The organism is Xanthomonas sp. NCPPB 4467 (assembly GCF_041475665.2).
GTDB lineage: Bacteria > Pseudomonadota > Gammaproteobacteria > Xanthomonadales > Xanthomonadaceae > Xanthomonas > Xanthomonas dyei.
In genome coordinates this window covers 3,098,492-3,124,810 of record NZ_CM191260.1, presented here as the reverse complement: position 1 = coordinate 3,124,810, position 26,319 = coordinate 3,098,492, and the positions used below count along the sequence as shown (strand labels likewise).

Sequence of the window (26,319 nt, the reverse complement as noted above, 5' to 3'; positions counted from 1 at the left end):
ATTTCCTATTCCCGGCCCCTCAATGTCCCGACTTCAGTTCCAGCTCCAGACCACCGACGGCCACGCGCGCCGTGGCCGCCTGACCTTTCCGCGCGGCACGGTGGAAACACCGGCGTTCATGCCGGTGGGCACCTATGGCTCGGTCAAGGGCATCCTGCCCGAGCAGATCCGCGCGCTGGGGGCGGAGATCATCCTGGGCAACACCTTCCATCTGTATCTGCGCCCGGGTCTGGATGTGATCGGCGACCACGGCGGCTTGCACGGATTTGCGCGCTGGGATGGGCCGATCCTCACCGACTCCGGCGGGTTTCAGGTGTTCTCGCTGGCCCACCGTCGCAAGATCACCGAGCAGGGCGTGACCTTTTCCTCGCCCACCGATGGCGCGCGGGTGTTCCTGGGTCCGGAAGAAAGCATGCAGATCCAGAAAGTGCTCGATTCGGACATCGTGATGATCTTCGACGAGTGCACGCCGTACCCGGCCACCGAAGAGGTCGCGCGGCGCTCGATGGAGCTGAGCCTGCGCTGGGCGCAGCGCTCGCGCGATGCGCATGACGGGTTGGGAAACGACGCGGCGCTGTTCGGCATCGTGCAGGGTGGGGTGCACCCGGACCTGCGCAGCCGCTCGCTGGAGGGCCTGCACGCCATCGGCTTCGATGGCTACGCCATCGGCGGTTTGGCGGTGGGCGAGCCCGAGCACGAGCGCAACGCCATGCTCGAACACCTGCATCCGCAGCTGCCGGCCGACCGCCCGCGTTACCTGATGGGCGTGGGCCGGCCAGAAGACCTGGTGGAAGGCGTGGCGCGCGGCGTGGACATGTTCGACTGCGTCATGCCCACCCGCAACGCGCGCAACGGCCACTATTTCACCTCGTTCGGCACGGTGCGCATCCGCAACGCCAAATACGAACGCGACCTGGACACCATCGAGCCGGGCTGCGGTTGCCATGCCTGCAGCAGCGGCTACACGCGCGCCTACCTGCGTCACCTGGACCGCTGCAACGAGATGCTGGCCCCGATGCTGGGCACCATGCACAACCTCTGGTACTACGAAAAACTGATGGCAGACATGCGTGCGGCGATCGCGGCGGGAACCTTTGTGCAGTTCCGGCGGTCCTTCTATGCGGCACGCGGCGCCACCACGCCGCCGTTGCCGGGGGAAACCAGCTGAGCCCTGCCGTCCGTGCCCTTGGCGCGGACGGGGTGGAACCCGCGTGGCATAATTCCCGGCTGTTCCGCTCTGGCGGTACCTGAATAGCGAGTGGGCCCGTGGGGCGCGCTGGCACCAAACTAGGATGCACTGAATGAATTTGCTCGATTTCCTGATCCCGGTCGCCCAGGCGCAAGCCACCGGTGGCGCGCCGGCCGCCGGCCCGATGGGGAGCCTGTCCACCTTCGCGCTGCCGATCATCCTGATCGCGGTCATGTACTTTTTGATGATCCGCCCGCAGATGAAGCGTCAGAAGGAGCACAAGTCGCTGCTGGACAAGCTGGCACGCGGCGATGAAGTCATCACCTCCGGCGGCGTCGCCGGCGTGATCACCGACATCGGCGATAACTTCATCACCGTGGAAGTAGCCGACAACGTCCGCATCCGCGTGCAGAAGAGCGCCGTGGGCAATGTGCTGCCGAAGGGCACGCTCAAGTCCGCCAGCTGAGTCGCGCTCGGCATCGGGCACCGTCTGGCGCTGCCGGCCGCTGCTCGAAAACGCCAGGGGCCGCTCGTACACTGCGCTGTCGTCGCGCTGCCGCTGCCTGCGTTGGGCGGCTCAAGACGTCGCTGCAATTGAAGGCCTGCAATACCACCGCTGCGCGCACCGTCAGGCGGGCGCAGTCGGTGCACGGAGGCGGAATGCGCCACTCGGCGCTTTCGCTCCGCGCACTGCCCGTATCCACCGGATGACCGCTCGCGACGTTGTATTGGCCGCTTGAAGTCGTTCTCACTGCTAGGCGCGGCGCCGGGATGGTGCTGTGCGGGACTGTCGCAATGCTCGAATTTCCTCGCTGGAAGTATTTCCTGATCCTGCTGGTGCTGGCGGTCAGCGCGTTGTATGCGCTGCCCAACATCTATCAGAAAGACCCGTCCGTGCAGATCACCGCCAGCCGCGGTGCGCAGCTCGACGACGCATTGCGCAGCCGCATCGACGGCGAGCTCAAGGGCGCGGGCATCACGCCCAAAGCCGTCACCAAGGAAGGCGACAGCCTGATGGTGCGCCTGTCCTCGTTGCAGGCGCAGACCCGCGCCAACGATGTGCTGCGTCAGCAGCTGGGCGAGAACTACACGGTGGCGCTGAACCTGGCCTCCACCGTGCCGGAGTGGCTGGCCAAGCTGGGCGGCAAGCCGATGGTGCTGGGCCTGGACCTGGTCGGCGGCGTGCACTTCGCCATGCAGGTCGATCAGAAGGCCGCAGTGGAAAAGCGGATCGAAGGCTTTGCCGAAGACATCCGCACCACCTTGCGTGACGGCCGCATCGCCTACCGGGCGGTCGAGCGTCGCGGCGACAACAGCATCCAGATCAGCCTCGGCGAGGGCGCCAGCGCCGATGCGGCGCGCACCGCGCTGGCCAAGGCGCAGCCGACCCTGACCTACGACGTCAGCGGCCAGAACATCGCAGTGAAGGTGCCGGACGCCGAGCTCAAGCAGATCGCAAGCGGCGCGATCGAGCAGAACCTCACCACCTTGCGCAATCGTGTCAATGCGTTGGGCGTGTCCGAGCCGACCATCCAGCGCCAGGGCGAAGACCGCATCGTGGTCGAATTGCCCGGTTTGCAGGACACCGCCGAGGCCAAGCGCCTGATCGGCGCCACCGCTTCGCTGGAATTCCGCGCGGTGGTCGACGGCAATGCCGAAGACGCCGTACGCAGCGGCAGCATCCCGCCGGAAGCCAAGGTCTACCGCGTGCGCGATACCGGTGCGCCGGTGTTGCTCAACAAGCGCGCGCTGGTGACCGGCGACCAGATGGTCAGTGCCAGCGTCAGCAACGACCAGAACGGCATGCCCGCAGTGTCGGTGACGCTCAATAACGTCGCCGGCCAGCGCATGCTCGACTACACCAGCGCCAACGTCGGCAAGCTGATGTCGGTGGTGTACATAGAGCGCATCCCCACCGTGACCATGGTCGACGGCAAGGAAGTGCGCAGCGTGCGGGTCAAGGAAGAAGCCTTGTCGCCGACCCGCATTGCCGGCGTGTTCGGCAAGAATTTCCAGACCACCGGTCTGGAAAAGGTGGAAGCGGAGAACCTGGCCAAGCTGCTGAAGTCCGGCTCGCTGGCTGCGCCGATGGATTTTGTCGAGGAATACGTGATCGGCCCGAGTCTGGGTGCGGAAAACGTGGAGCGCGGCGTCACTGCGGTGGTGTACTCGTTCCTGTTCACGCTGGTGTTCTTCACCATCTACTACCGCGTGTTCGGCGCAATCACCTCGGTGGCGCTGCTGTTCAATCTGCTGATCGTGGTGGCAGTGATGTCGCTGTTCGGCGCCACCATGACGCTGCCGGGTTTTGCTGGCCTGGCCCTGTCGGTCGGTCTGTCGGTGGACGCCAACGTGCTGATCAACGAGCGTATCCGCGAAGAATTGCGGCTGGGCGTGCCGGCCAAGTCGGCGATCGCCGCGGGTTACGAAAAGGCCGGCGGCACCATCCTGGACGCCAACCTCACCGGTTTGATCGTGGCGGTGGCCTTGTATGCGTTCGGTACCGGCCCGTTGAAGGGCTTCGCGCTGACCATGATGATCGGTATTTTCGCCTCGATGTTCACCGCGATCACCGTGTCGCGTGCGCTGGCGGTGCTGATCTACGGCAGCCGCAAGAAGCTGAAGACCGTCGCTATTTGAGATGCGAGTCCGGCCTCGCCCCCTGCAGCCGAGCTGTAGCGGGCGAGGGATGAATCCCTTCGCAAGCGTTGCGCATCCCGAGGGTGCGCAACGTCTAAACGGAAGATCTTTTCCATGAAATTGTTCCCGCTCCATCTCATTCCCAACGACACCAAGATCGATTTCATGCGCCCGCGCAAGCCGGTGCTGATCCTGATGCTGATCCTGGCAGTCGCTTCGGTCGGCATCATCGTCGGCAAGGGCTTCAATTACGCGCTGGAATTCACCGGCGGCACGCTGGTGCAAACCAGCTTCCAGAAAACGGTGGATGTGGACCAGGTGCGCGAGCAGCTGTCCAAGGCCGGCTTCGAAAACGCACAGGTGCAAAACGCCCGCGGCGGCAACGAGGTGATGATCCGTCTGCAGGCGCGCGAGCAGCACAACAACCGGGACGATGCTGCGCGCACCGTTGCCGAAGAAGTGCGCAAGGCGGTCAGCACCGAGCAGAATCCGGCCACCGTGCAGCCCGGCGAGTTCGTCGGCCCGCAGGTCGGCAAGGACCTGGCCTTGAACGGCGTGTACGCCACGGTGTTCATGCTGGTGGGCTTTTTGATCTACATCGCCTTCCGCTTCGAGTGGAAGTTTGCGGTGGTGGCTAGCGTGACGGCATTGTTCGACTTGCTGGTGACGGTGGCCTTCGTGTCGCTGACCGGTCGCGAGTTCGATCTGACCGTGCTGGCCGGTCTGTTGTCAGTGATGGGCTTTGCGATCAACGACATCATCGTGGTGTTCGACCGTGTGCGCGAAAACTTCCGCGGGTTGCGTGTGGAACCGCTGGAAGTGTTGAACCGGTCGATCAACCAGACGCTGTCGCGCACGATCATCACCGCGGTGATGTTCTTCCTGTCGGCCTTGGCGCTGTACATCTACGGCGGCGAATCGATGGAAGGTCTGGCCGAGACGCACATGATCGGTGCGGTGATCGTGGTGATCTCGTCGGTGATCGTGGCGGTGCCGATGCTGAGCATCGGGCCGTTTGCGGTGACCAAGCAGGATCTGCTGCCCAAGGCCAAGGATGTGGAGGCGCTGGCGCGTCGCCCCTGATCGGTTGGCAAAAGGTGTGACGAAAAAACCGCGCATTGCGCGGTTTTTTCGTTTCTGGCGGTGGGCGTCGTGAGTGCATGGTGTGCACCGTGACGCCACTACTCAAGATATTGAACACCAGGGCTTTCGTCGGACACGTGATGCCGATCGATACGCAATACGTCGCGGGAGAGAAACAACAGCGCCGCCAACGCCTTGTTCTGTGTGCCCGCAGACACCTGTGCTGGATCGCCAAGCGGGTGAGGAACGCCTCGCCCTCAACTTTACCTATTTGCACCAAATAACGCTTGCCGCTGGCCAGGATGAAGCGCCGTATCCAGCTCAGATAGGCCTGCTCGGTGCGCAGGCTGTAGTGCCGTCCCCGCAGGCGGTCGCGCACCTGATCCAACAGCTTCTGGCCCCACCACGCCGTGACGCCTCCATCTCCCGGGGGGTAATTCATACGCCTGCTCAACAGTTGGGTAACACCACCAGCATCGACGTCGGGCCTAGCCCCAGCTATCAGGTAAGCGATTGATATTCATTGGGAAGAGCCTATTCCCTCGCGTCAGCGGATTACGGATACTTGGGTGGAACACCGCGTTTAGGCGGTCCAATAGAAGTTAGGCAGCAAGGAGCGATCATCGTGACTCAGACAGTGACCCCCGTCCTTCGGGTAACCAGTGCTTCAGCTAGTTTCCCGTTCTACGTTCAGGGGCTTGGATTCACCGTCGATTGGGAGTACCGGCACGAGCCAGATCTTCCGGTTTTTGCGCAGCTCAGTCGCGGGGACCAATCGATTTTCCTAACAGAGCACGCAGACGACTGTCAGGTCGGTGGCGCCATCTACTTTGCTGTTCCAGATGTAGACGAATGCCATCGGGCGTTCCAAGCAGCAGGACTTGTTCAATCTGGCTCGCCGCACAACACCGCATGGAAAACTCGCGAAATCTTAGTAGCTGATCCAGACGGCAACAGGCTCACCTTCTTCACTGAGCTCGCTGCCTAACAATTCATTCAAGCCGAACCCGCTTCGCGGGTCGGCTTAATTCAGGCGTTAGGCCGACATGAAAGATCACGACCCGGCTGCAGATTCTCTGCCCCCTGACTCATCTCTATCCAGCAAAGATGCCATTTCTTCTGATCGTTTCGACCCAAGCCGCACCCTTCCTGCAGAATCGGAAGGCATCGCGCGCCAGCGCATACGCGTCACCTTCCGGATGCTTGGCTCGCTCCTGCTGGGCGGAGTGGCGAGCATGGGTTCGGTATTGGTCTTTCGGCAAGGCCTGTTACCACTGATCGATACGATGTTCCAGCCTGGACCCGCATGGCTCAGTGTGTTCAGACGTGCCGGCATCATCCTTGTGGCCATCGTGGGCTACTGGGCCTATGTGCACTGGCATGAAAGGCGTAAAGCGACCGAGCTGCAGCTGCGGCCGGTTCCCCTGATACTTGGCGGTGTAGGCGGCGCCGCTCTGGTAGCGTTGCCGATCGCCATGCTGTTCGCGTTCGGCGCATACGAACTGGTGCTATTTCGCGGCGCCTCGCCGGCTCTGCTGGGCGTGGCGGCCTTCATTGGAATTGCGGCCACCCTAGAAGAGCTGGTCCACCGGTGCCTGCTGTTTCGTCTGCTGGAGCGGGCTTGGGGAACAGTGGTGGCATTGGTGGTGCAAGCGGTGCTCTTCGCCCTGCCGCACTTGGAGAACGTGGCGCACGGTGGACCCGGCGATATCGTAGCCATGCTGATTTCCGTGACTGTGCTGGGCCTGCTATGGGGCGGGCTGTTCGTCCTGACGCGCAACCTGTGGGTGGTGGCCGCCAATCACGCAGCGTGGAACTTCACCATCTTTCTCAGTGGCGTGCCGCTTTCCGGCATCGAGGACTGGCGCGCCGTAGCGCCGCTCGAAAGCCGCTATGCCGGGCCCGACTGGCTGACCGGCGGAATGTTCGGTCCGGAAAGTTCGCTGCTGGTGATCGTGTCAGCCACAGTCGTGGTTGTGCTGTTGCTGCGCGCGGCACGACGGCGTGGCGCCTTCCTCAAGCCGGCGGCCTAACAATTCGTTCAAGGCGACGTGCGTACCGCACGCGCCTTAACTCCGGCGTTAGGCAGTGGTGGGTCACTACAGCTTGGGCATCCGCTATCGCGTGCGCTTACGTGTCCAGCGACGGGCTTGCGCGTGACCAAGTGGCCCGATAAAGCGTCATTACGTGCGATTGCGCAGCGACCCGGCTCATCAAACTCGTCGGCCATATCCGGCAACTGCCCAGGCCAACCGAGTCGACGCAATGCGTTGCACTGCAATCAGATGCAACGCACCCGCCACTCACTTCAGGCAGTGGTGCCCGCCAAGCATGCGCGCAACACGCGCAGCTTCTCTCCCGGTCACAAATTCCAGTCGATCCGCATGCCCGCAATCAGCGCGTTCTTCAGATCGTTGGTGCGTGTCGGTTCGTTGAACTGGTCCGGGTTGATCACGTAATGCAGGTTCGGCGCGACGCGCAGGCGCTTGGTTACCTGGATGCCGTAGCTGAGCTCCATCATGATCTGGTTGTCGGCGGGGGTACCGGTGCCGCCGGCCGAGGCGCGGGCCAAACGCAGGTTTTCCAGCGCTTCGTCGCTGTATTTCTGTTGGGTGATCACAAAGGCGATGTTGTCCTGCGGGCGGCTGGCGAAGGTGCCTTTCTGCACCAGGCCCAGTTGCACGAAGTGATCTTCGATGGCCTGGCCGCCGGTGCTTTGCAGGATCGCGCCGAAGACGGTGAGGCCGCGGGTGCCGGACGGGTCGGGGTTGGTAACCTGCTGCTCGAAGCGACCGAACAGGCCCGAGCGGCCTTGCTTGTTTTCATAGCCCAGCCCACTCAGCACGGCCGGGTTGCCGTTGCGGTCGCGCAGCGGGTCGGTGTAGTCGGAGTTGTCCTGCCAGCCGCCGAGTTCGTACATCGCGGCCATGCTGCCGTCGCCGCCCTTGTTCTTGTAGCCCACCGCATAGGGCACCACCACGCCGGTGGTGTCGTCGGTGCTCCACTTCAAGCCGTGCTGGCCGTCCTGGGCCTGTACCGGGTTCACTTCATACGCGCCGACATGCACATAGACCTTGGGCGTGACCCAGGCGGTGGCGTGCGCGGCCCAGCTGGAGACCGGCCAATAGGTGAAGTTGCTGGTGCGGAATACGAAGGTGGGGTTGCCGCAGGCCGAGTTGCCCTGGAAGTACTGGCACAGGTCCGAGCCGAGGAAGTGGCTGTTGGCCACGCTGCGGCCTGCTTCCAGTTCCAGGCGGTCGTCGAAGAGTTTTTGCAGCAGGGTGAAGTTGGCCAGACGCGTGCCCTGGCCGCCGTAGATTTCCTGCACCGAGGTGCTGTTGCCGATGCTGCTGTTGGACAGGTTGGTGCCGTGGCGATTGGTGACAGAGAGCTTGACGGTGGCGCCGTTCCAGCCGAACAGGCGGTCCATGTCGACATCGGTGCCGACCATCAGCTGGCCGGCGTAAGCGTCGCCGCTCTTGCGGCCGCCGTCGATCATCGAGGCGGCTTCGCCGGTGTAGCCGAGCTTGAGCTTGAAGGCGTCGGCGGCGTCCTGCGCTTGGGCGAGTGGGGCGATCGCCAGCGCGAGCGACAGGCACAGCAGGCGGGGATGGGCGCGACGGGAGGGCAGGGCGGTCATGGCAGGACTCCGAACAAAGAGGGCGTTGCCGAGATGGCGGACGCGACAGCACGTGGGTGGGCAAGCCGCTGGCGGCGCACATCGGTGCGCGGCGCAGCGGTGATCGATCAGGGGCGACGCGCATCCTGCGCGTCGGGTGCGGCGGCCATCGGCCGCCGCAGGTGCTGACGTCAGGCGACGACGTCGGCGACCGGCTTCTTGAGCACGCGCAGGGCAATTGCGGTGACTGCCACGCCGGCCAGCAGTGCCAGCACATACATCGCCAGGTGGGTGACGGCATTGGGAATCAGCAGCACGAAGATGCCGCCGTGCGGGGCCTTTAGTTCGGCGCCGACCGACATCGAGATGGCGCCGGCCACGGCCGAGCCGATCATCAGCGCCGGGATGGTGCGCAACGGGTCGCGCGCGGCATACGGGATGGCGCCTTCGGTGACGAAGGCCAGCCCAAGCACGCCGGCGGCGGTGGCCGAGCCGCGTTCTTCGACGGTGAAGCGGTTGCGGAACAGCCAGGTGGCCAGCGCGATGCCCAGCGGCGGGGTCATGCCGGCCACCATGGCCGCGGCCATCGGGGTGTAGACCTGGCTGGCGATCAGACCGGTGGAAAACGCGTAGGCGGCCTTGTTGACCGGCCCGCCCATGTCGAAGGCCATCATGCCGCCCAGCAACAGGCCCAGCAGCAACGCGCTGCTGCCCTGCATGCCACGCAACCAGGCGGTGAGCCAGGCCAGCAGGTCGGCGACGGGTTGGCCGAATACGTACATCATCGCCAGACCGACCAACAGGGTGCCCAGCACCGGCAGGATCAATACCGGCTTGAGTCCTTCCAGGTTGCGCGGCAGCTTGATGTAGCGGTTGAGCGCGGCCACGCCGTAGCCGGCGATGAAGCCGGCGATGATGCCGCCGAGGAAACCGGCATTGAGATTGGCCGCGACCAGCCCGCCGATCATGCCGGGCGCGATGCCGGGGCGGTCGGCGATGGAGTAGGCGATGTAACCGGCCAGCGCGGGCACCATCAAGGTAAAGCCGGCCTTGGCGCCGATCTGGAACAGCGACCAGGCCAACGTGCCCTGATGCGCGTCGTCGCCGGCATAGATGCCGCCCAGCGCGAAGGCCAGCGCGATCAACAGGCCGCCGGCAGTGACGAACGGCAGCATGAACGACACGCCGGTCATCAGGTGTTTGTAGGCGCCGGTACGACCGTTGCCTTTGTTGTCCGATGTGGCGCTGGCGCCTGCGACCGGAGCTGCGCCGCCCTGCACGCCGGCCTCGGCCAGCGCCTTCTGGATGAGTGCGGGGCCATCGTTGATCGCCGGCTTGGTGCCGCTCTTGAACAGCCGCTTGCCAGCGAAACGGGCCAGGTCCACTTCGCGGTCGGCAGCGATGATGACCACGTCGGCCGCGCGGATTTCCGCGTCGGTCAGCGCGTCCTGCGCGCCGACCGAGCCCTGCGTTTCCACGCGCATCTGGTAGCCGAGCTTCTTTGCGGCCTGCTGCAGGCCTTCGGCGGCCATGAAGGTGTGCGCAATGCCGGTGGGGCAGGAGGTGATCGCAACGATGCGCTTGCCGCCTGCGCCGGATGCGTCGGTCGCTGCCGATGCAGTGATCGCGGTGGGCACGGCGAGCTGGCCGATGGCGGCGGCCGGGTCGTCCAGTACGGCGCCCAGGCTCAGATGCAGCAGCTGCGCATCGCCGAAGCGGGCGCTGTCGGCATCGGCGTCGCCGACGATCAGGACCTGCGCGGCACTGCTGGCCAGTTCGGTCGGCAGGGCGCCGAGCACGCCCTGGTCGCTGCGGATTTCGATCGTCACGCTGCGCCCTGCGGCGGTGGCCGCGCGGCGCAGCGCCTCGGCCGCCAGAACGGCTTCGGTACTGCGTTCGCCGGCGGCGATGACCACGATGGAAGAGGACATGGCAAAACTCCTGCTGTATTGCGGTCGCCGGTGTGGCCGGCGGGGGGAATTGGGGGCGTTACGCGTGCGGGTGGCGCGTGCCGGAACGACGGCGGTCGGAATAAGCCGCGGACACCTGCGTGCCGGTCGCCGTCTTGTGAAAGGCAGCGTTCACGACAGCGTCTCGATCACGACGTCGGCCGCAGCACGGCGCACGCCATCGGCGCTGAGCCTGCGCGCGTCGCCGCTTTCCAGCCGACACATCGAAAACGCCGTGGCCAGCCGTGCGCACTGCTCCAGATCGGTGGCGGCATCCAGCAGCGCAGCGGCCAGGCCGGCCACCATCGCATCGCCTGCGCCAACGCTGCTGCCGTGTGCCAGGCGTGGCGGACGCGCGATCAGTCGCTGCTCGCGCTGCACGAACAACGCACCGTCGGTGCCCATCGAAATCACCACCAGCTGGATGCCGCGTGCCAGTAGTTCGTGCGCAGCGGCGCTGAGTGCGGCGCGATCGGTGAGCGGGTGGCCGGTCCAGGCTTCCAGTTCGTGGCGATTCGGCTTGACCGCATAGGGCAGCGCATCGCGTGCTGCGCTCAGTGCGGCCACCAGCGGCGCGCCGCTGGTATCGAGCAGGACGTGTGCCCCGGCGGCGCCGGCCTGTGCCTGCAGCTGCGCCCAGCTGTCGTTGGGCAGGCCGGACGGCAGGCTGCCGGACAACACCACCGGCAGACCCGGGCGCAGCAGCGGCGCGAGTTGATCGGCCACGCTTTGCAGATGCGCGCCGGTCAGTTGCAGGCCTGGCAGGTTGATGTCGGTGGTGTCGTTGCTGCGCGCTTCCACCAGTTTGAGATTGGTGCGGGTTTCGCCGACCACGCGCTGGCAGTGGTCGACGATGCCGCGCTCGCGGAACAGCGCTTCGAACACGCCGGCATTGCCGCCGCCGAGCACGCCAAGTGCGGCCACATCGGTGCCCCAATCGGCCAGGCACGCAGCGACGTTGATGCCCTTGCCGCCGGCATCGTTACGCACGCTGCTGGCGCGATGCACTGCGCCGGGCTGCAGGCTGTCGAGCCGGATGGTCTGGTCGATCGCCGGGTTCAGCGTGACGGTGAGTGCCTGCAAGCTCATGCCGTGCACTCGCGCTTGGCTTCCAACGCGCGCACCTGCTCGGCGGTTTCGCAATGGAGCGCCTGCTCGGCCAGCTGCTGCAATTGGCCGAGCGAAGATGCCCGCAGGCGCGCCTTCACTGCGGGGATGTCGTTAGGCGTCATCGACAGTTCCTGCACGCCCAGGCCGGCCAGCAGGCTGGCGCCGAACGCATCGCCGGCCAGGCCGCCGCACACGCCAACCCAGCGCTCGTGCTTGCGCGCGCCTTCGATGGTGCTGCGGATCATGCGCAGCACCGCCGGATGCAGGCTGTCTGCTTCGGCGGCCAGCTCCGGGTTCTGGCGGTCGATCGCCAGCACGTACTGGGTGAGGTCGTTGGTGCCGATCGAGAAGAAATCCGCATGCCGCGCCAGCACGTCGGCCTGCGCGGCGGCGGCGGGCACTTCGATCATGATGCCGATCGGAACCTCTGGCGCATCCAGCTCGGCGCGGATGCGTGCGCAGATTTCGCGCAAGGCGATCAGCTCCGGCACCGAGGTGATCATCGGGAACATGATCGACAGCCGCGCCCCGTCCTTGGCCGCGCGGTATAGCGCCCGCAGCTGCGGCTCCAGCAGGTCGGGGCGACGCAGCAGCAGGCGCGCGCCACGCACGCCCAGGAACGGGTTTTCTTCGTGCGGCAATTCCAGATGCGCCACTTGCTTGTCGCCGCCGATGTCCAGCGCACGCACGATCAGCGGGCGGCCGTCCAGGGCCTGCGCCATGGCGCGATAAGTCGCGTACTGCTCGTCTTCGGTGGGCGTGCTGCCGCTTTCCAGGAACAGGAACTCGGTACGCATCAGGCCGACGCCTTCGGCACCTTGGGTGAGCGCCATTGCCACCTGGTCGGGCAGGTTGACGTTGGCGCCGATGTCGATGCGGTGGCCGTCGGTGGTGTCGGCCGGCAAGGCGCGCTGTGCGGCTTCGCGCTCGCGGATGGCTTGTTGTTCGGCGATGTGCGCACGTGCCGCGTCCAGATCCTGAGCGGACGGGTTGATGTACAGGCGCCCGCTGCTGCCGTCGATGATGGCGGTGGCGCCGTCTTCGATCTCCAGCAACTGGCCGCCGGCCGCGACCAGCGCCGGCAGGCCCAGGGTGCGCGACAGGATCGCGGTGTGCGAGGTCGGTCCGCCCTGCGCGGTGGCCAGGCCGAACACGCGTGCGGTGTCCAGGTTGGCGGTGTCCGACGGCGACAGGTCGCTGGCCAGCAGGATGCAGGGCAGGTCGGGCAGGTCGGTGAGGCCGGCGCCCGCTGCAGACGGGTCGAGCTGGGCCAGCACGCGGCGGCCGACATCGCGCAGATCGGCCGCGCGGCCGGCCAGCACCGGGTTGCCCAGCGCGGCCAGGCCGGAGGCGATCTGTTCTACCGCCTGGTGCCAGGACCACGCCACACCATGGCCTTCGACCATCAGCTGGCAGGTGCGGGTGATCAGGTCGGTGTCGTTGAGCAACTCGGCCTGGGCCTTGAAGATGGCCGCGTCCGAGGCGCCAAGACGGCGCTGGGTGTCGTCCTGGATCGCCGCCAGCTGCTGGCGGGTGCGGGTCAGCGCATCGTGCAGCTGCGCGCCGCCATCGCCCAGGCCGACCGGCTGATCGGCCACCTCGGTCTGCGCCGCACGCAGGCGGTGCACGATGCCGATCGCCACGCCCGGGCTGGCGCCGATACCGACGATGGCCGGCTGCGCCTGCGGCGGGGTCCAGCCGACCACCGGTGCGGCGCGGCGTTGCGCGGCACGTTCGGCGTCGGCCTTCTCTTGTGCGGTCAGGCTGTCCATCACCACGCGCAGGCGCTTGAGCAGCGCCGCCGCATCGTTGCCTTCGGCCGACACGGTGATGCTGTCGCCGGCACGCAGGCCCAGTTGCAGCAGGCCGACCAGGCTCTTGGCATCGGCGGCCTGGTCGCCGGCACGCACTTGCGCACGTGCAGAGAAGCCGCGCGCGGTTTCGGCCCAGCGCGTGGCCGGGCGCGCATGCAGGCCGCTGGGGTAGGCGATGGTCCACTCGAAGCGTTCGGCCAGATCGGTGGCCGGTGCGGCGCTGGTGGCGGGGGCGCGGTCGCCGGTGAGCGCGGTCACGATCACGCCGGGGTCGTCGGTGGTGAACAGCGCTTCCAGCTGCGCCGGGTCCTGGATCAACCGGGTCAGCCGCCGCAGCAGGGTGATATGGGTGTCGGACTGGGCGGCGATGCCTACCACCAGCCGGGTGATCTGGCCCGGGTTCCATTCCACGCCCTCGGGCAGCTGCAGCACCGCGATTCCGTCGCGGCGCACCAGGTGACGGTCTTCGCCCACCCCGTGCGGGATCGCCAGGCCATGGCCCAGGAAGGTATTCGCCAGGCCTTCGCGGCGCCGCATGCTGGCGTCGTAACCGGGCGCCACGCAGCCAGCGGCGACCAGCAGTTGCGCAGCCTGGGCGATGGCATCGTCCTTGTCGCGGGCGTGCGCATGCAGGCGGATGAGCTCGGGAGTGACGGGGGCGGGCGACGGAGAAGACAAGGCGGGCTCCGATGGGGGATCAGGCTGGGAAGTATAGTGGGAACGTTCCCACGATCCAGGTCAATGTGCAGTGCACAAAATCCCTGTAGTGCTTTCGGGTTAGCATCGGAACTGACACCGCGCCTGGGTCAGGTGCGCAAATGGAGCGGGAACGGTCCCAGTGAGTATCAGCATCAATGACGTGGCCCGGGTGGCCGGTGTGTCCAAGTCCACGGTCTCGCGCGCGCTGGGCACCGGCCCAGTGAGCGAGGAGGTGCGTGCCAAGGTCGAGGCGGCCGTCCGTGAGACCGGTTACCGCCCCAATCTGATGGCGCGGCGATTGCGCTCCCAGCAGTCCGGCATCCTCGGCGTGATCGTGGCCGATATCCGCAACCCTTACTTCACGTCCCTGATCCGTGCGGTGGAAGAGGTTGCTTACCGTGCCGGTATGCGCGTCACCCTGTGCAATACCGATGAAGATCCCGAGCGCGAGGCGCTGTATCTGGAGCTGATGCAGGAAGAGCGCATCACCGGGCTGATCTTCGCCCCGACCCGGGTGACGGTGGGGCGCATGCACGAACTGGCCCTGGATTACCCCACGGTGCTGGTGGACCGAGCTGGCCCCGGCAGCCGCTACGACAGCGTGGTACTGGATAACGCCGCGGCGATGGGCGAGCTGGTCACGCACCTGCAGGCGCAGGGGTACCGACGCATCGGCGGGTTGTTCGGCAGCACCAGCACCACCGCGGCCGAGCGTCGCGACGGCTACCTGGCGGCGATGCGGACGCAGGGGCTGACCCCGGACTACCGCGAAGTGGCGCCGACCGCCGAAGCGGCGATTGTCGAACTGGAACAGTGGCTGGCGAGCGACAGCCGGCCCGAAGCCATCGTCACCAGTAACAGCCTGCTGCTGATGGGCGCATTGAAAGCCGCGCGCACCGCCGGCCTGCGGCTGCCGCAGGATCTGGCCCTGGCCGGCTTCGACAACGAGCGCTGGACCGACCTGGTCGAACCGGGCATCACCGTGGTCGAACAGCCGGTCGAAGACATGGGCCGCGCCGCGATGTCGTTGCTGCTCGAACGCCTGAGTAACCCGCAGCTACCGATCCGCCGCATGGTCATGACCGGCCGTTGCGTGGTGCGCGGTTCGACCGCTGCCCGTGCACCCGATCAGACGTAGCGAGCGATACACCACCGTAGGAGCGCACCCGGGTGCGACCGAGCCTTACCGACAGCCCTGATCGCGATCGATAAAGCCCCATCGCGCCCAGGTGCGCTCCTACAGTGCAGTGCCAGGGCTGATCGCAACAATGCCAGCGCGGATCGCACTGCATGTGGGAGTAACGACCTGCGGCTGATGTGCACTGGCGTTTCCGATCATCGCCATCTCGTAGGAGCGCACCATGGCGCGACGGGCGTTGCCGGTTAAGCGTTCGCGCCCGGGTGCGCTCCTACAGTGCAGTGCCGGTGCAGATCGCAACAATGCCAGTGCGGATCGCAATGCATGTGCGAGCGACGACCTGCGCATGACGTGCGCTGCCGTTTCCGATCATCGCTATCTCGTAGGAGCGCACCATGGCGCGACGGGCGTTGCCGGTAGAACGTTCGCGCCCAGGTGCGCTCCTACATTGCAATTTGCTGGTGCTGGTGCCTGCCGTTTGCATGCCCCATGCCGGGTACAGCACAACAAAAAAGCCCCGGCAATGCCGGGGCTTTTCGTCTTGCAACCAATCGATCAATCAACCAATCGATCAACGGTCAACGATCCGGACGATGCGTGCCCGATTCGTTCTGTGCGACCAGATATTCCTTGGACTGCTCGTCCAGCTTGTCGCCCAGCATGCGGCGCACCACCACGAAGAACAGCGGGATGAAGATCACGCCGAGCACGGTGGCAAATACCATGCCGCCGATCACGCCGGTACCGATGGAGTGACGCGAGTTGGCGCCGGCGCCGGTGGAAATCGCCAGCGGCAACACACCCAGGATGAAGGCGAACGAGGTCATCAGGATCGGGCGGAAACGCAGATGCGCCGCTTCCAGGGCCGCCTCGCGCAGGGTCTTGCCCGCCGCGCGTTGCTCCACCGCAAATTCCACGATCAAGATCGCGTTCTTTGCCGCCAGACCAATCACCGTGATCATGCCGATCTTGAAGTACAGATCGTTCGGCAGACCGCGCAGCATCGAGAACACGATCGCACCCAGCACACCGATCGGTACCACCATCAGCACCGCCACCGGAATCGACCAGCTCTCGTAGAGTGCGGCAAGGCACAGGAACACCACCACCACCGACAACGCCAGCAGCAGCGTCGCCGCGTTACCGGCAATGATTTCCTGGTACGACATGCCGCTCCAGTCGAAACCGAAGCCCGGCGGCAGATCGTTGTTGACGATCTCTTCCATCGCCGTCATCGCCTGGCCGGAGCTACCGCCCGGGGCAGGATTACCGACGATGTTCACCGCCGAATAGCCGTTGTAGCGATTCAGCGCCGGCGAGGCGTACGTCCATTCGGCCTTGACCACGTTGCTCAGCGGAATCATGCCGGGCTGGCCATCGGCACCGGTGGCGGTGCTGCTGGGAGTGAAGAAGTTGCGCAACGACTCGGGGCCGGTACGGAACTGATCGTCGGCACGGATGTTGACGCGCTTGATGCGGCCTTCGGAGAAGTAGTCGTTGACGTACACCGGTGCCAGCATCAGCTGGATCGAGCTGTAGATGTCGCTGACTTCCAGACCCATCGACTGCGCCTGCACGCGGTCCACATGCAACTGCAGCTGCGGCGAATTTTCCAGGCCGTTCGGGCGCACGCCCACCATGGTGTCGGCCTTTTGCGCCGCCTTGCCCAGCACGATGTTGCGCGCCTGGGTCAAGGCTTCCTGGCCTGCGCCGGAGCGGTCCTGCAGCCACATGTCGAAGCCGCCGAACTGGCCAAGGCCCTGCACGGTCGGCAGGTTGACCACGAAGATCTGCGCGCCCTTGATGCCGTAGAAGGCACCGTTGAGTTGCTGGATCAACTGCTCGGCAGTGACGTCACGTTCTTCCCACGGCTTGAGCCGGATGAAGCCCATGCCGACGTTTTCGCCCGAGCCCAGGAAGCTGAAGCCGGCAATCTGCAGCATGCCTTCCACGGCGGGCTGCTTTTCCAGCACCGCACGCATCTGCGCAAACGCTTCGTTGGTGCGGATCTTGGTGGCACCCGGCGGCAACTGCACGATGGCCACCGCAAAGCCCTGGTCCTCTTCCGGCAGGAAGCTGCCCGGCATGCGGGTGAACAGGAAGCCGCACAACACCACCAGCACCACGAACACGATCATCCATGGCGGCGAGCGCTTCAGCGTGTGACCCACCACGCCGACATAGCGATGCGCCAGCTTGTCGTAGTACTTGTCGAAGGTGCGGTAGACCCAGTTCTTCTTGTCCGAGTGAGTGGGCTTGAGGAAGCTGGCGCACAGCGCCGGTGTGAAGGTCAGCGCCAGGAACGCGGAGAAACCCATCGACATGGCGATGGTCAGCGCGAACTGCTTGTAGATCGCACCGGAGGCGCCGGGCTGCAGCGAGGAGGGGATGAACACCGCCGCCAGCACCACGGTGATGGCCACCACCGCGCCGGTGATCTGGGTCATCGCCTTCTGCGTGGCCGCCTTCGGCTCCAGATGCTCCTCGCTCATGATGCGTTCGACGTTCTCGATCACCACGATCGCATCGTCCACCACGATGCCGATCGCCAGCACCATTGCAAACAGCGTCAGCTGGTTGATGGTGAAGCCGATGGCGTACATGCCGAAGAAGGTGCCCAGCAGCGCCACCGGAATCACCAGGGTCGGGATGACCGTGGCGCGGAAGTTCTGCAGGAACAGCAGCATCACCAGGAACACCAGCACGATGGCTTCCACCAGCGTGTGCACCACTTCCTCGATGGAGATGCGCACGAAGGTGGTCGATTCGTACGGCGCAAACCAGGTCACGCCCTGCGGGAAGGTGGGCTGCAGTTCGTCGAGCTTGGCACCGACCGCTTCGGACACGTTCAGCGCGTTGGCGCCCGGCAGCAACTGGATACCGAAGGCACCGGTGGGCTTGCCGTTGTACTGGGTATCGAAGCCGTAGTTGCTCGGGCCCACGCTGACGCGCGCGACATCCTTCAGCCGCACCGTCGCACCGTTGTTGTCGGTGCGCAGGATGATGTTCTCGAACTCTTGCGGCGAGCTGAAACGCCCTTCCGCCGACACCGTGGCGGTGAAGCTGATGCCTTGCGGCGTGGGGTCGGCACCGACCGAACCGGCCGCGAACTGCACGTTCTGGTTACGTACCGCGGTCAGCACTTGGGTGGCCGACAGGTTGTAGCCCTGCAGCTTCTCCGGGTTCAACCAGATGTTCATCGCGTACTCGGCGCCGAACTGGTTGGTGCTGCCGACGCCGGGAACGCGCGAAATCTGCTCCAGCACGCGCGAGCCGACGATGTCGTTGAGCGCATCGCGGTTGATCGACGGGTTGTCCGAGCGCAGCGCGGCCACCATCAGGAAGCCGGCGTTGGCCTTGGCCACCACCACACCCTGCTGGGTGACTTCGGACGGCAGGCGCGGCGTGGCCAGCGACACCTTGTTCTGCACCTGCACCTGCGCGATATCCGCGTCGGTGCCGGTTTCGAAGGTCAGCGTGATGGTGACGCGGCCGTTGGAGGCCGACGAGGAGTTGAAGTACAGCAGGTGGTCGATACCGGTGAGCTGCTGCTCGATGACCTGCGTCACCGCCTTTTCGGCGGTATCGGCGCTGGCACCGGGGAAGTTGGCGGTGACGGTGACCTGCGGCGGGGCGATCGAGGGGTACGACTCGATACCCAGATTCAGGATCGAGATCACGCCCGCAAGCGAGATCAGGATCGCCACCACCCAGGCAAAGATCGGGTGTTCGATAAAAAACTTAGGCATGTCCGGGTTCCGTCACTGCTGCTTGGACTGGGAGTCGGCTGGCTGCGCCGCCGCATCCTGCTTGGGCTGCTGCTGCGCCGCCGGTGCCGCGGCATCGGCGGCGTTGGCAGCCGGTGCGGCCTTGGCATCGCCGGCCTGGCCTGCGGCGGGCGCCGCGCCAGGTGCACCGGGCTGCCCCGGCTGACCGCCGGCGGCCGGCTTGTTCGGATCCCACGGCACGCCCTTGGCCGGCTGACCCTCCTTGGCCTTCTGCACGCCATCGACGATAACCTGGTCGCCCGGGGTCACGCCGCCGGTCACGATCCACTGGCCCTTCTGCTGGCCGTCGACGGTGAGGTTCTTGCGCACCACCTTGCCGTCCTTGCCCAGCACCAGGGCATAGGCGCCGGTCGCATCGCGCTGCAGCGCCTGCTGCGGCAGCAGGTAGGCATTGTTGCGTTGGCCCAGGCTGGCCTTGAAGGTCACGAACGCGCCCGGCAGCAATGCCAGTTCCGGGTTGGGCAGGGTCGCGCGCAGCGACACCGCGCCGGTGCTCGGGTCCACCGTCACCGCCGACACGTCCAGCGTGCCGGGGTGCGGGTACAGGGTGCCGTTGCCCAGCTCCACATTGATGGTGGACTTGCCGTCGCCGCTGAGCTGCACGTTGCCGCTGCTCTGCGCCTGGCGCAGTGCGGCGAGTTCTTCGCTGCTCATCGCAAAGTTGACGTACAGCGGGTCGATCTGGTCGACCGTGGTCAGCAGGGTCGCTTCGCCCGAGCCGACCAGCGCGCCTTCGGTCACCCGCTGGATGCCGGCGCGGCCGGTGATCGGCGAGGTGACGCTGGCGAAGCTGAGCTGGATCCGGGCGGCCTGCACCGCACCGCGCGCCTGCTGCACGCTGGCGCCGGAGGAGCGTTCGGTGGCTTCGGCGTTATCGATGTCGGCACGCGAGACGTACTGCTGCGGCGCCAGGCTGCGCGCGCGCTTGGCGGCGATCTGGGCGTTGGCGTAAGTGGCTTCGGCGGCGGCCAGCTGGCCCTGCGCCTGCAACAGCGAGGCGCGCAGCGGCATCGGGTCGATCTCGAACAGCGGCTGGCCTTCCTTGACGTCGGTGCCTTCGGTGTACAGACGCTTGAGCAGCACGCCGTCCACGCGGGCGCGCACGTCGGCCGAGCGGAACGCCGACAGGCGGCCCACCAGGTCGCGTTCCAGCGGCAGGGTCTGCGGTTTCATTTCCAGCACCGACACTTCCGGCGGCGGTGGCGCCTGCTGTTGTTCGGGCTTGCTGCAGGCAGCGAGCGCCACGGTGATGGCCAAGGCCAGGCCGAAGGTGCGGAGCGGGGCAATCATCAGGAGGAACTCCGTTAGGGTCTTGAAGTGAGAAGAGCAAGCGAGGCCGGCGCAGGCGCGGTATTGGCCGCGGCAAACGCCCGCAAAAAGGTATCGACGGCGAACTGCGCCCACTGCTGCCTGGCGGCAAGGCCGGCGCGATGAGGAACCTGAAACCGTTGGCGATCGAAATCCAGCCCGACGATCATGCCCAGCAGCAGCTCGGCCATGAAGTGCGGATCGTCATGGCGCAGCTGGCCGGCGGCCATCGCTTGCTCGAAGCGATGCGCCAGGCGCTGCTGCATGCCGACGACGCCCTCATGGAAGATCTGCTGCGACTGATCGGGGAACCGGTGCGACTCGGCTTCCACCAAGCGACAGGTCTGTAACACATCCGGGCTGTTCAGACGATCAAGATGGGCCAGCGCGAAGGCCAGCAGATCTTCGCGCAGATCGCCGGATACCGCGTCCAGCGGCACCGTGGCCAGGTGCACGTGGTCCTGCAGGACATCGCGCAGCAGATTCTCTTTACAGCCGTAATAGCTGTAGAGCGTCTGCTTGGAGCAGCCGGCGCGCTCGGCCACTGCGTCCATGCTCAGTCGCATGCCGCGCTCGGCAAGCAACGCATGCACGGCAGCATGGATGCGGCGATCGCAGTCCGAACGCCGGGCAGCACGGGGGGAACGAGGAGTCATGGCGGTAGACTATACCGTCCAGTTTAGTTTTTAAACAGCCTTGACGATCGCAGTTTGGTCTGCGCAACGCCTTGTGTGCCAAGCATTGGACCGGACTTTGCCGGATCTGGCGATCCAGCCATCCGCCAGCCGGGCAGGCGTGGGGAAACTACACAGCCATAGCGCTTTCGCGCCACTGCCGCGCCTGCTACGCGCCGCGTATTTGCGCTATGCAGCAAGGCGTTGTCACGGCGCATCGGTACAATTCAGGTTTTCCACCGAGCATCCCAGCTCTCTCATGACAGCCAAGAAAGCCGCTTCGAAATCGTCCACGACGTCGGTCAAACCGGTCGCCGAACGTGCCGTCCCCGTGCTTGCCACCGAACCGCAGGCGGTCACCCTCGAGCCGGTATTTGCCGCGTTGCGCAAGCGCTACCCGGCGGCCCGACAGTCCGAGGTCCAGTTGTTCGCGGCCGATTTCTATCGGCGCATGGAAGAGGACGAGTTTCCGAATCATCCGCCCGAGCAGTGGGCGGCGTTGGCGGCCGACATGCTGGAATTTGCGCGGGTGCGCAAAGCCGGCACGGTCAATGTGCGGGTGTTCAACCCGGCCCTGAAGAGCCACGGCTACGAGTCGCCGCATACGCTGCTGCAGATCGTCAACGACGACATGCCGTTCCTGGTGGACTCGGTCAGCATGACCCTGTCGGACCTGGGCATCGGCGTGCATGTGCTCGGCCACCCGGTGCTGCGCATCGCGCGCGACAAGGCCGGCAAGCTGACGGCGGTGGGCGAGGGCAAGAGCGAATCGCTGATGGTGCTGGAGATCGACCGCCAGCCGGCCGATGAGATGGCCAAGGTGGAAGCGGCGGTGCGCAAGGTGCTGGGCGAAGTGCGCGCCATCGTGCACGACTGGGCAGCGATGCGCGAAAAGATGGTGATGCTGGCCGACGATCTGGCCACCCGCCGCCTGCCGATCGACGACATCAGCCGCCACGAAGCGCAGGAGTTCCTGCGCTGGGCTGCGTCCGACCACTTCACCTTCTTCGGCTATCGCGAATACCGCGTGGAGAAGCAGGACGGCCAGGACGTGCTGGCGCCGGTGGAAGAAACCGGCCTGGGCCTGATGCGCGGCCACGACACCTCGCCGGCGCGCCCGGTGACCACGCTGGCGGCGCATGGCCTGAATGCATCGTCCAAGCGCAAGGACGCGTTGATCCTGACCAAGACCAACGCCCGTTCGCGCGTGCATCGCGTTGGCTACATGGATTACATCGGCATCCTGGAATTCGATGGCAAGGGCCGTATCGTCGGCGAGCAGCGCTTCCTGGGCCTGTTTACCTCCAGCGCCTACAACCGCCGCCCGTGGGAAATCCCGCTGGTGCGTCAGCGCCACGAATACGTGATGAGCAAGTCGGGGCTGACCCCGAGCAGCCATAGCGGCAAGGCGTTGCGGCATATCCTTGAGACGCTGCCGCGCGAAGAGTTGTTCCAGTCCAACGAAGAAGAGCTGTACCGCACCGCGATCGGCATTCTGGGCTTGCAGGAGCGCGTGCGTAGCCGCATGTTCCTGCGCCGCGACAAGTACAGCCGTTTCATTTCCGCGCTGGTGTACATCCCGCGCGAGCGCTTCAACACCGATGTGCGGTTGCGCATCGAAGGGCTGTTGAAAGACGCGTTGCACGGCGAATACATCGATTCGTCGGTGGTGCTGGGCGAGTCGCCGCTGGCGCAGCTGCATCTGATCGTGCGGCCCAAGAGCGGCGAAGCGCTGGAATTCAATACCACCGAACTCGAATCGCGCCTAGCGCATCTGCTGCGCAACTGGCGCGATGCCCTGCGCGAAGCGCTGGTGGCGCGTCATGGCGAGGCCAATGGCCTGCGCATGGCGGCCAATTTCGGCCGCGCGTTGCCGGCCGGTTATATCGAAGAGTCGTCGATCGAATCGGCGGTGTCCGACGTCGAACATCTGGCAACCCTGGATGGCCCGGACGATCTGCATCTGAGCCTGCAGGAAGTTCGCCGCGACGACGGTGTGCGGCTGGATGCCGGCGAAGGCCTGCGTCTGAAGCTGTACCGTCAGCTCGACGACATCCCGCTGTCGGATGCGATGCCGATGATGGAAAACATGGGCCTGCGCGTTATCTCCGAGCGGCCGTATCGGCTGCAGGTGGGCGAGACGCCGGTCTATATTCAGGATTTCGAAGTCGAATCGACCACGGGCAAGATCGACGCCGCCCATGCCGACGCCAGCTTCGGCGAAGCCTTCGAGCGCATCTGGAATGGCGATGCCGAAAACGACGGCTTCAACCGTCTGATCCTGGCCGCCGGTCTGCACTGGCGCCAGGTCGCGTTGCTGCGTGGTTACTGCAAGTATCTGCTGCAGACCGCGGTGCCGTTCTCGCAGGCTTACGTCGAAGCCACGTTTACCCGTTATCCGTTGCTGGCACGTCTGTTGGTGGAACTGTTCGAAGCGCGCTTCGACCCGTCCACGGGCAGCGAAACCAAGGCGCAGATCTTTGCCGGCCAGGAACGTCTGCGCGAAGAACTCTTCGCGCTGGCAGGTGGCGATGAGGCCACGCGCAAGGCGCTGGAACCGGTGCTCGCGGCACGCGGCGGCGACCGCGCTGCGCAGCAGGAGGCCACCCGCGCCACCTTGCTCAAGCTGATGGACCGCGTGTCCAGCCTGGACGAAGACCGCATCCTGCGCAGCTTCATCGACGTGATCGATGCCACGCTGCGCACCAACTACTACCAGACCGACAAGCACGGCAAATACGGCCATTGCATCAGTTTCAAGCTGGATTCGTCGATCGTGCCGGACCTGCCCAAGCCGCGTCCGTATCGGGAGATCTTCGTCTACAGCCCGCGCGTGGAAGGCGTGCATCTGCGCTTTGGCGCAGTGGCGCGCGGCGGCCTGCGCTGGTCGGACCGTCGCGAGGATTTCCGCACCGAGGTGCTGGGCCTGGTCAAGGCGCAGATGGTCAAGAACACCGTCATCGTGCCGGTCGGCGCCAAGGGCGGTTTCTACGTCAAGCGCTCGCCGGTGGGTGGCGATCGTGATGCGATCCAGGCCGAAGGCATCGCGTGCTACAAGCTGTTCATCCAGGGCCTGCTCGACATCACCGACAACATCGTCGGCGGCAAGATCGTGCCGCCGCCGCAGGTGGTGCGCCACGATCAGGACGACCCGTACCTGGTGGTCGCCGCCGACAAGGGCACGGCCACCTTCTCCGACATCGCCAATGGCCTGGCGCTGGATCACGGCTTCTGGCTGGGCGATGCGTTCGCCTCTGGCGGCTCGGTCGGTTACGACCACAAGGGCATGGGCATCACCGCGCGTGGCGCGTGGGAGTCGGTCAAGCGCCACTTCCGTGCGATGGGCCGCGATTGCCAGAGCCAGGATTTCAGCGTGGTCGGCATCGGCGACATGTCCGGCGACGTGTTCGGCAACGGCATGCTGCTCTCAACGCATATCCGCCTGCTGGCCGCGTTCGATCACCGGCATATCTTCCTCGACCCGTCGCCGGATGCGGCTGCCTCGTTCGCCGAACGCCAGCGCCTGTTCAAGCTGCCGCGTTCCAGCTGGGCCGATTACGACGCCAAGCTGATCAGCGCCGGCGGCGGTATTTATCCGCGCACGCTCAAGTCGATCGACATCAGCGCACCGGTGCGCGAGGTGCTGGGGCTTGAGGCCAACGTCAAGCAGCTCTCGCCCAACGCGCTGATGAACGCCATCCTCAAGGCGCCGGTGGACCTGTTCTGGAACGGCGGTATCGGCACCTACGTCAAGGCCTCCAGCGAATCGCATGCCGATGTGGGCGATCGCGCCAACAACGGTCTGCGCGTCAATGGCGGCGAGTTGCGCTGCAAGGTGGTGGGCGAGGGCGGCAATCTGGGCCTGACCCAGCTGGGCCGCATCGAAGCGGCGCAGACCGGCGTGTTGCTCAACACCGACTTCATCGACAACTCGGCCGGCGTGGACACCTCCGATCACGAGGTGAACATCAAGATCCTGCTCAACGACATGGTGCAGGCCAAGAAGCTCACCTACGACGCACGCAACAAGCTGCTGGCGTCGATGACCGACGAAGTGGCCGACCTGGTGCTGTGGGACAACTATCGCCAGAACCAGGCGATCAGCTTGATGGAGCGCATGAGCGTCAAGCGCCTGGGCTCCAAGCAGCACTTCATCCGCACGCTGGAATTGCAGGGCCTGCTCGATCGCCAGATCGAGTTCCTGCCGTCCGACGCCGAACTGTCCGCACGCAAGGCGCGTGGGCAGGGCTTGTCGCGGCCGGAACTGTCGGTGCTGCTGTCGTACTCCAAGCTGGTGGCGTTCCAGCAGCTGCTGGAATCGGATATCCCGGAAGACCCGTATCTGTCCAAGGAACTGCAGCGCTACTTCCCGCAGCCGCTGCAGAAGAAATACGCCGATGCGATGGAGCGCCATCGTCTCAAGCGCGAAATCATCGCCACTGCGGTCACCAACGCCACCATCAACCGCATGGGCGCCACTTTCCTGATGCGCATGCAGGAAGACACCGGCCGCAGCATCGGCGAGGTCGCCAAGGCCTACACCATCAGCCGCGAAACGCTGGATGCGCGCGCGCTGTGGACGCAGATCGACGCGCTGGACGGCAAGGTGCCCGAGTCGGTGCAGATCGACGCGCTGGAAGTGATCTGGCGCCTGCAACGCTCGTTCGTGCGCTGGCTGTTGCTGCGTCCTGGCCAGATGCCGGGCATCACCGCGGCGGTGGAGCGTTACCACGGCCCGTTCAACGATATCCGTGTGGCCTCGGGCGTGTTGTCCGACACCCAGCGACCGCTGTACGAAGCCAGCGTGCAGGAATGGCAGGACAAGGGCCTGCCGCCGGCACTGGCGCAGCAATTGTCCGAGTTGCGCTACCTGGAACCGGCGTTCGACATCATCGAAACCGCGCGCACCCGCAAGCTCAAGCCGGTGGAAGTGTCCAAGGTGCATTTCCGTCTGGGCGATGCGTTGCGGCTGCCGTGGTTGTTCGAGCAGATCGACGCGCTGGAGGTCAACGGCCGCTGGCATGCGGTGGCACGTGGCGTGCTGCGCGACGAACTGGCCGCGCATCAGCGTGCGCTGGTGGGTCAGGTGCTGACCATGCCCGGCAGCAGTGCCGAGGACAAGGTGGCCAATTGGCTGGCACGCGACGATTCCAGCCTGCGCTTCACCTTGGCGATGTTGAGCGATGTGGCCGAGCAGAAGACGCTGGACTATCCGACCGTGTCGGTGGCGGTGCAGCGGTTGGGGCAGTTGGCGGCGTACGGGCTGTAGATGTGTGCCGCGACGTGGCGGCAGAGCGGTCGCTCTGCT

Annotated in this window: 16 protein-coding genes and 1 pseudogene; 8 read left to right on the top strand and 9 right to left on the bottom strand. The window is 65.5% G+C overall.

Going from position 1 to position 26,319, the window contains the following annotated elements; genetic code table 11:
• The first annotated feature begins 22 nt into the window (after positions 1-22).
• The 4 genes from tgt to secF all read left to right on the top strand — a co-directional run bounded on the left by tgt (position 23) and on the right by secF (position 4,912).
• Positions 23-1,168 carry a tRNA guanosine(34) transglycosylase Tgt gene (gene tgt / locus ACCQ06_RS13805; RefSeq protein WP_104616589.1) on the top strand — a complete coding sequence of 382 codons (1,146 nt, stop codon included), beginning with the start codon at positions 23-25 and terminating at the stop codon, positions 1,166-1,168.
• A gap of 133 nt (positions 1,169-1,301) precedes the next feature.
• On the top strand, positions 1,302-1,655 hold the full coding sequence (gene yajC, locus ACCQ06_RS13800) for a preprotein translocase subunit YajC (protein WP_316686443.1): 354 nt from the start codon (positions 1,302-1,304) through the stop codon (positions 1,653-1,655).
• Between the two features lie 329 nt (positions 1,656-1,984).
• Complete coding sequence (secD, locus tag ACCQ06_RS13795; protein WP_316686441.1) at positions 1,985-3,829, top strand: protein translocase subunit SecD; 1,845 nt, start codon at positions 1,985-1,987, stop codon at positions 3,827-3,829.
• A 114-nt stretch (positions 3,830-3,943) separates the two neighbouring features.
• Positions 3,944-4,912 (top strand): protein translocase subunit SecF, encoded by a 969-nt coding sequence (gene secF / locus ACCQ06_RS13790; RefSeq protein WP_055851716.1) that lies wholly within the window; start codon positions 3,944-3,946, stop codon positions 4,910-4,912.
• Between the two features lie 98 nt (positions 4,913-5,010).
• Here secF and ACCQ06_RS13785 read toward each other — a convergent pair.
• Positions 5,011-5,300: pseudogene (locus tag ACCQ06_RS13785) on the bottom strand (phage integrase N-terminal SAM-like domain-containing protein).
• 237 nt (positions 5,301-5,537) lie between these two features.
• On the opposite strand from ACCQ06_RS13785, the gene ACCQ06_RS13780 reads away from it, so the two are divergent.
• A complete protein-coding gene (locus ACCQ06_RS13780; protein ID WP_104616591.1) occupies positions 5,538-5,900 on the top strand; it encodes a bleomycin resistance protein in 363 nt (120 codons plus the stop codon).
• A gap of 58 nt (positions 5,901-5,958) precedes the next feature.
• Positions 5,959-6,945 carry a CPBP family glutamic-type intramembrane protease gene (locus ACCQ06_RS13775; RefSeq protein ID WP_316686436.1) on the top strand — a complete coding sequence of 329 codons (987 nt, stop codon included), beginning with the start codon at positions 5,959-5,961 and terminating at the stop codon, positions 6,943-6,945.
• A 329-nt stretch (positions 6,946-7,274) separates the two neighbouring features.
• Here ACCQ06_RS13775 and ACCQ06_RS13770 read toward each other — a convergent pair whose 3' ends face one another.
• The 4 genes from ACCQ06_RS13770 to ptsP form a co-directional block, all read right to left on the bottom strand.
• Positions 7,275-8,552: a carbohydrate porin gene (locus tag ACCQ06_RS13770; RefSeq protein ID WP_170068682.1), complete on the bottom strand. Its 1,278-nt coding sequence runs from the start codon at positions 8,550-8,552 to the stop codon at positions 7,275-7,277.
• A 170-nt stretch (positions 8,553-8,722) separates the two neighbouring features.
• On the bottom strand, positions 8,723-10,462 hold the full coding sequence (locus tag ACCQ06_RS13765) for a PTS fructose transporter subunit IIC (protein ID WP_228323775.1): 1,740 nt from the start codon (positions 10,460-10,462) through the stop codon (positions 8,723-8,725).
• Positions 10,463-10,612: 150 nt separating this feature from the next.
• Positions 10,613-11,569 (bottom strand): 1-phosphofructokinase, encoded by a 957-nt coding sequence (gene pfkB, locus ACCQ06_RS13760; RefSeq protein ID WP_316686433.1) that lies wholly within the window; start codon positions 11,567-11,569, stop codon positions 10,613-10,615.
• Positions 11,566-14,082, bottom strand: coding sequence for a phosphoenolpyruvate--protein phosphotransferase (gene ptsP, locus ACCQ06_RS13755; protein WP_316686431.1), 2,517 nt, complete (start codon positions 14,080-14,082; stop codon positions 11,566-11,568). Before ptsP ends, pfkB begins: the two co-directional genes overlap by 4 nt.
• Positions 14,083-14,242: 160 nt before the next feature.
• On the opposite strand from ptsP, the gene ACCQ06_RS13750 reads away from it, so the two are divergent.
• A complete protein-coding gene (locus ACCQ06_RS13750) occupies positions 14,243-15,241 on the top strand; it encodes a LacI family DNA-binding transcriptional regulator (protein WP_104616596.1) in 999 nt (332 codons plus the stop codon).
• 271 nt (positions 15,242-15,512) lie between these two features.
• Here ACCQ06_RS13750 and ACCQ06_RS13745 read toward each other — a convergent pair whose 3' ends face one another.
• The 4 genes from ACCQ06_RS13745 to ACCQ06_RS13730 are packed head-to-tail and all read right to left on the bottom strand — an operon-like array spanning position 15,513 to position 20,993.
• Positions 15,513-15,800 (bottom strand): hypothetical protein, encoded by a 288-nt coding sequence (locus ACCQ06_RS13745; RefSeq protein ID WP_228323778.1) that lies wholly within the window; start codon positions 15,798-15,800, stop codon positions 15,513-15,515.
• 19 nt (positions 15,801-15,819) lie between these two features.
• The gene (locus ACCQ06_RS13740; protein ID WP_316686425.1) at positions 15,820-18,990 is read right to left on the bottom strand and encodes a multidrug efflux RND transporter permease subunit; all 3,171 of its coding nucleotides are present in this window, start codon (positions 18,988-18,990) and stop codon (positions 15,820-15,822) included.
• 12 nt (positions 18,991-19,002) lie between these two features.
• Positions 19,003-20,319 carry an efflux RND transporter periplasmic adaptor subunit gene (locus ACCQ06_RS13735; RefSeq protein ID WP_316686423.1) on the bottom strand — a complete coding sequence of 439 codons (1,317 nt, stop codon included), beginning with the start codon at positions 20,317-20,319 and terminating at the stop codon, positions 19,003-19,005.
• 14 nt (positions 20,320-20,333) lie between these two features.
• Positions 20,334-20,993 carry a TetR/AcrR family transcriptional regulator gene (locus ACCQ06_RS13730; protein WP_104616599.1) on the bottom strand — a complete coding sequence of 220 codons (660 nt, stop codon included), beginning with the start codon at positions 20,991-20,993 and terminating at the stop codon, positions 20,334-20,336.
• A gap of 277 nt (positions 20,994-21,270) precedes the next feature.
• Here ACCQ06_RS13730 and ACCQ06_RS13725 point away from each other — a divergent pair, with 277 nt between their 5' ends.
• Positions 21,271-26,280, top strand: coding sequence for an NAD-glutamate dehydrogenase (locus ACCQ06_RS13725; RefSeq protein WP_316686419.1), 5,010 nt, complete (start codon positions 21,271-21,273; stop codon positions 26,278-26,280).
• Positions 26,281-26,319: the final 39 nt, after the last annotated feature.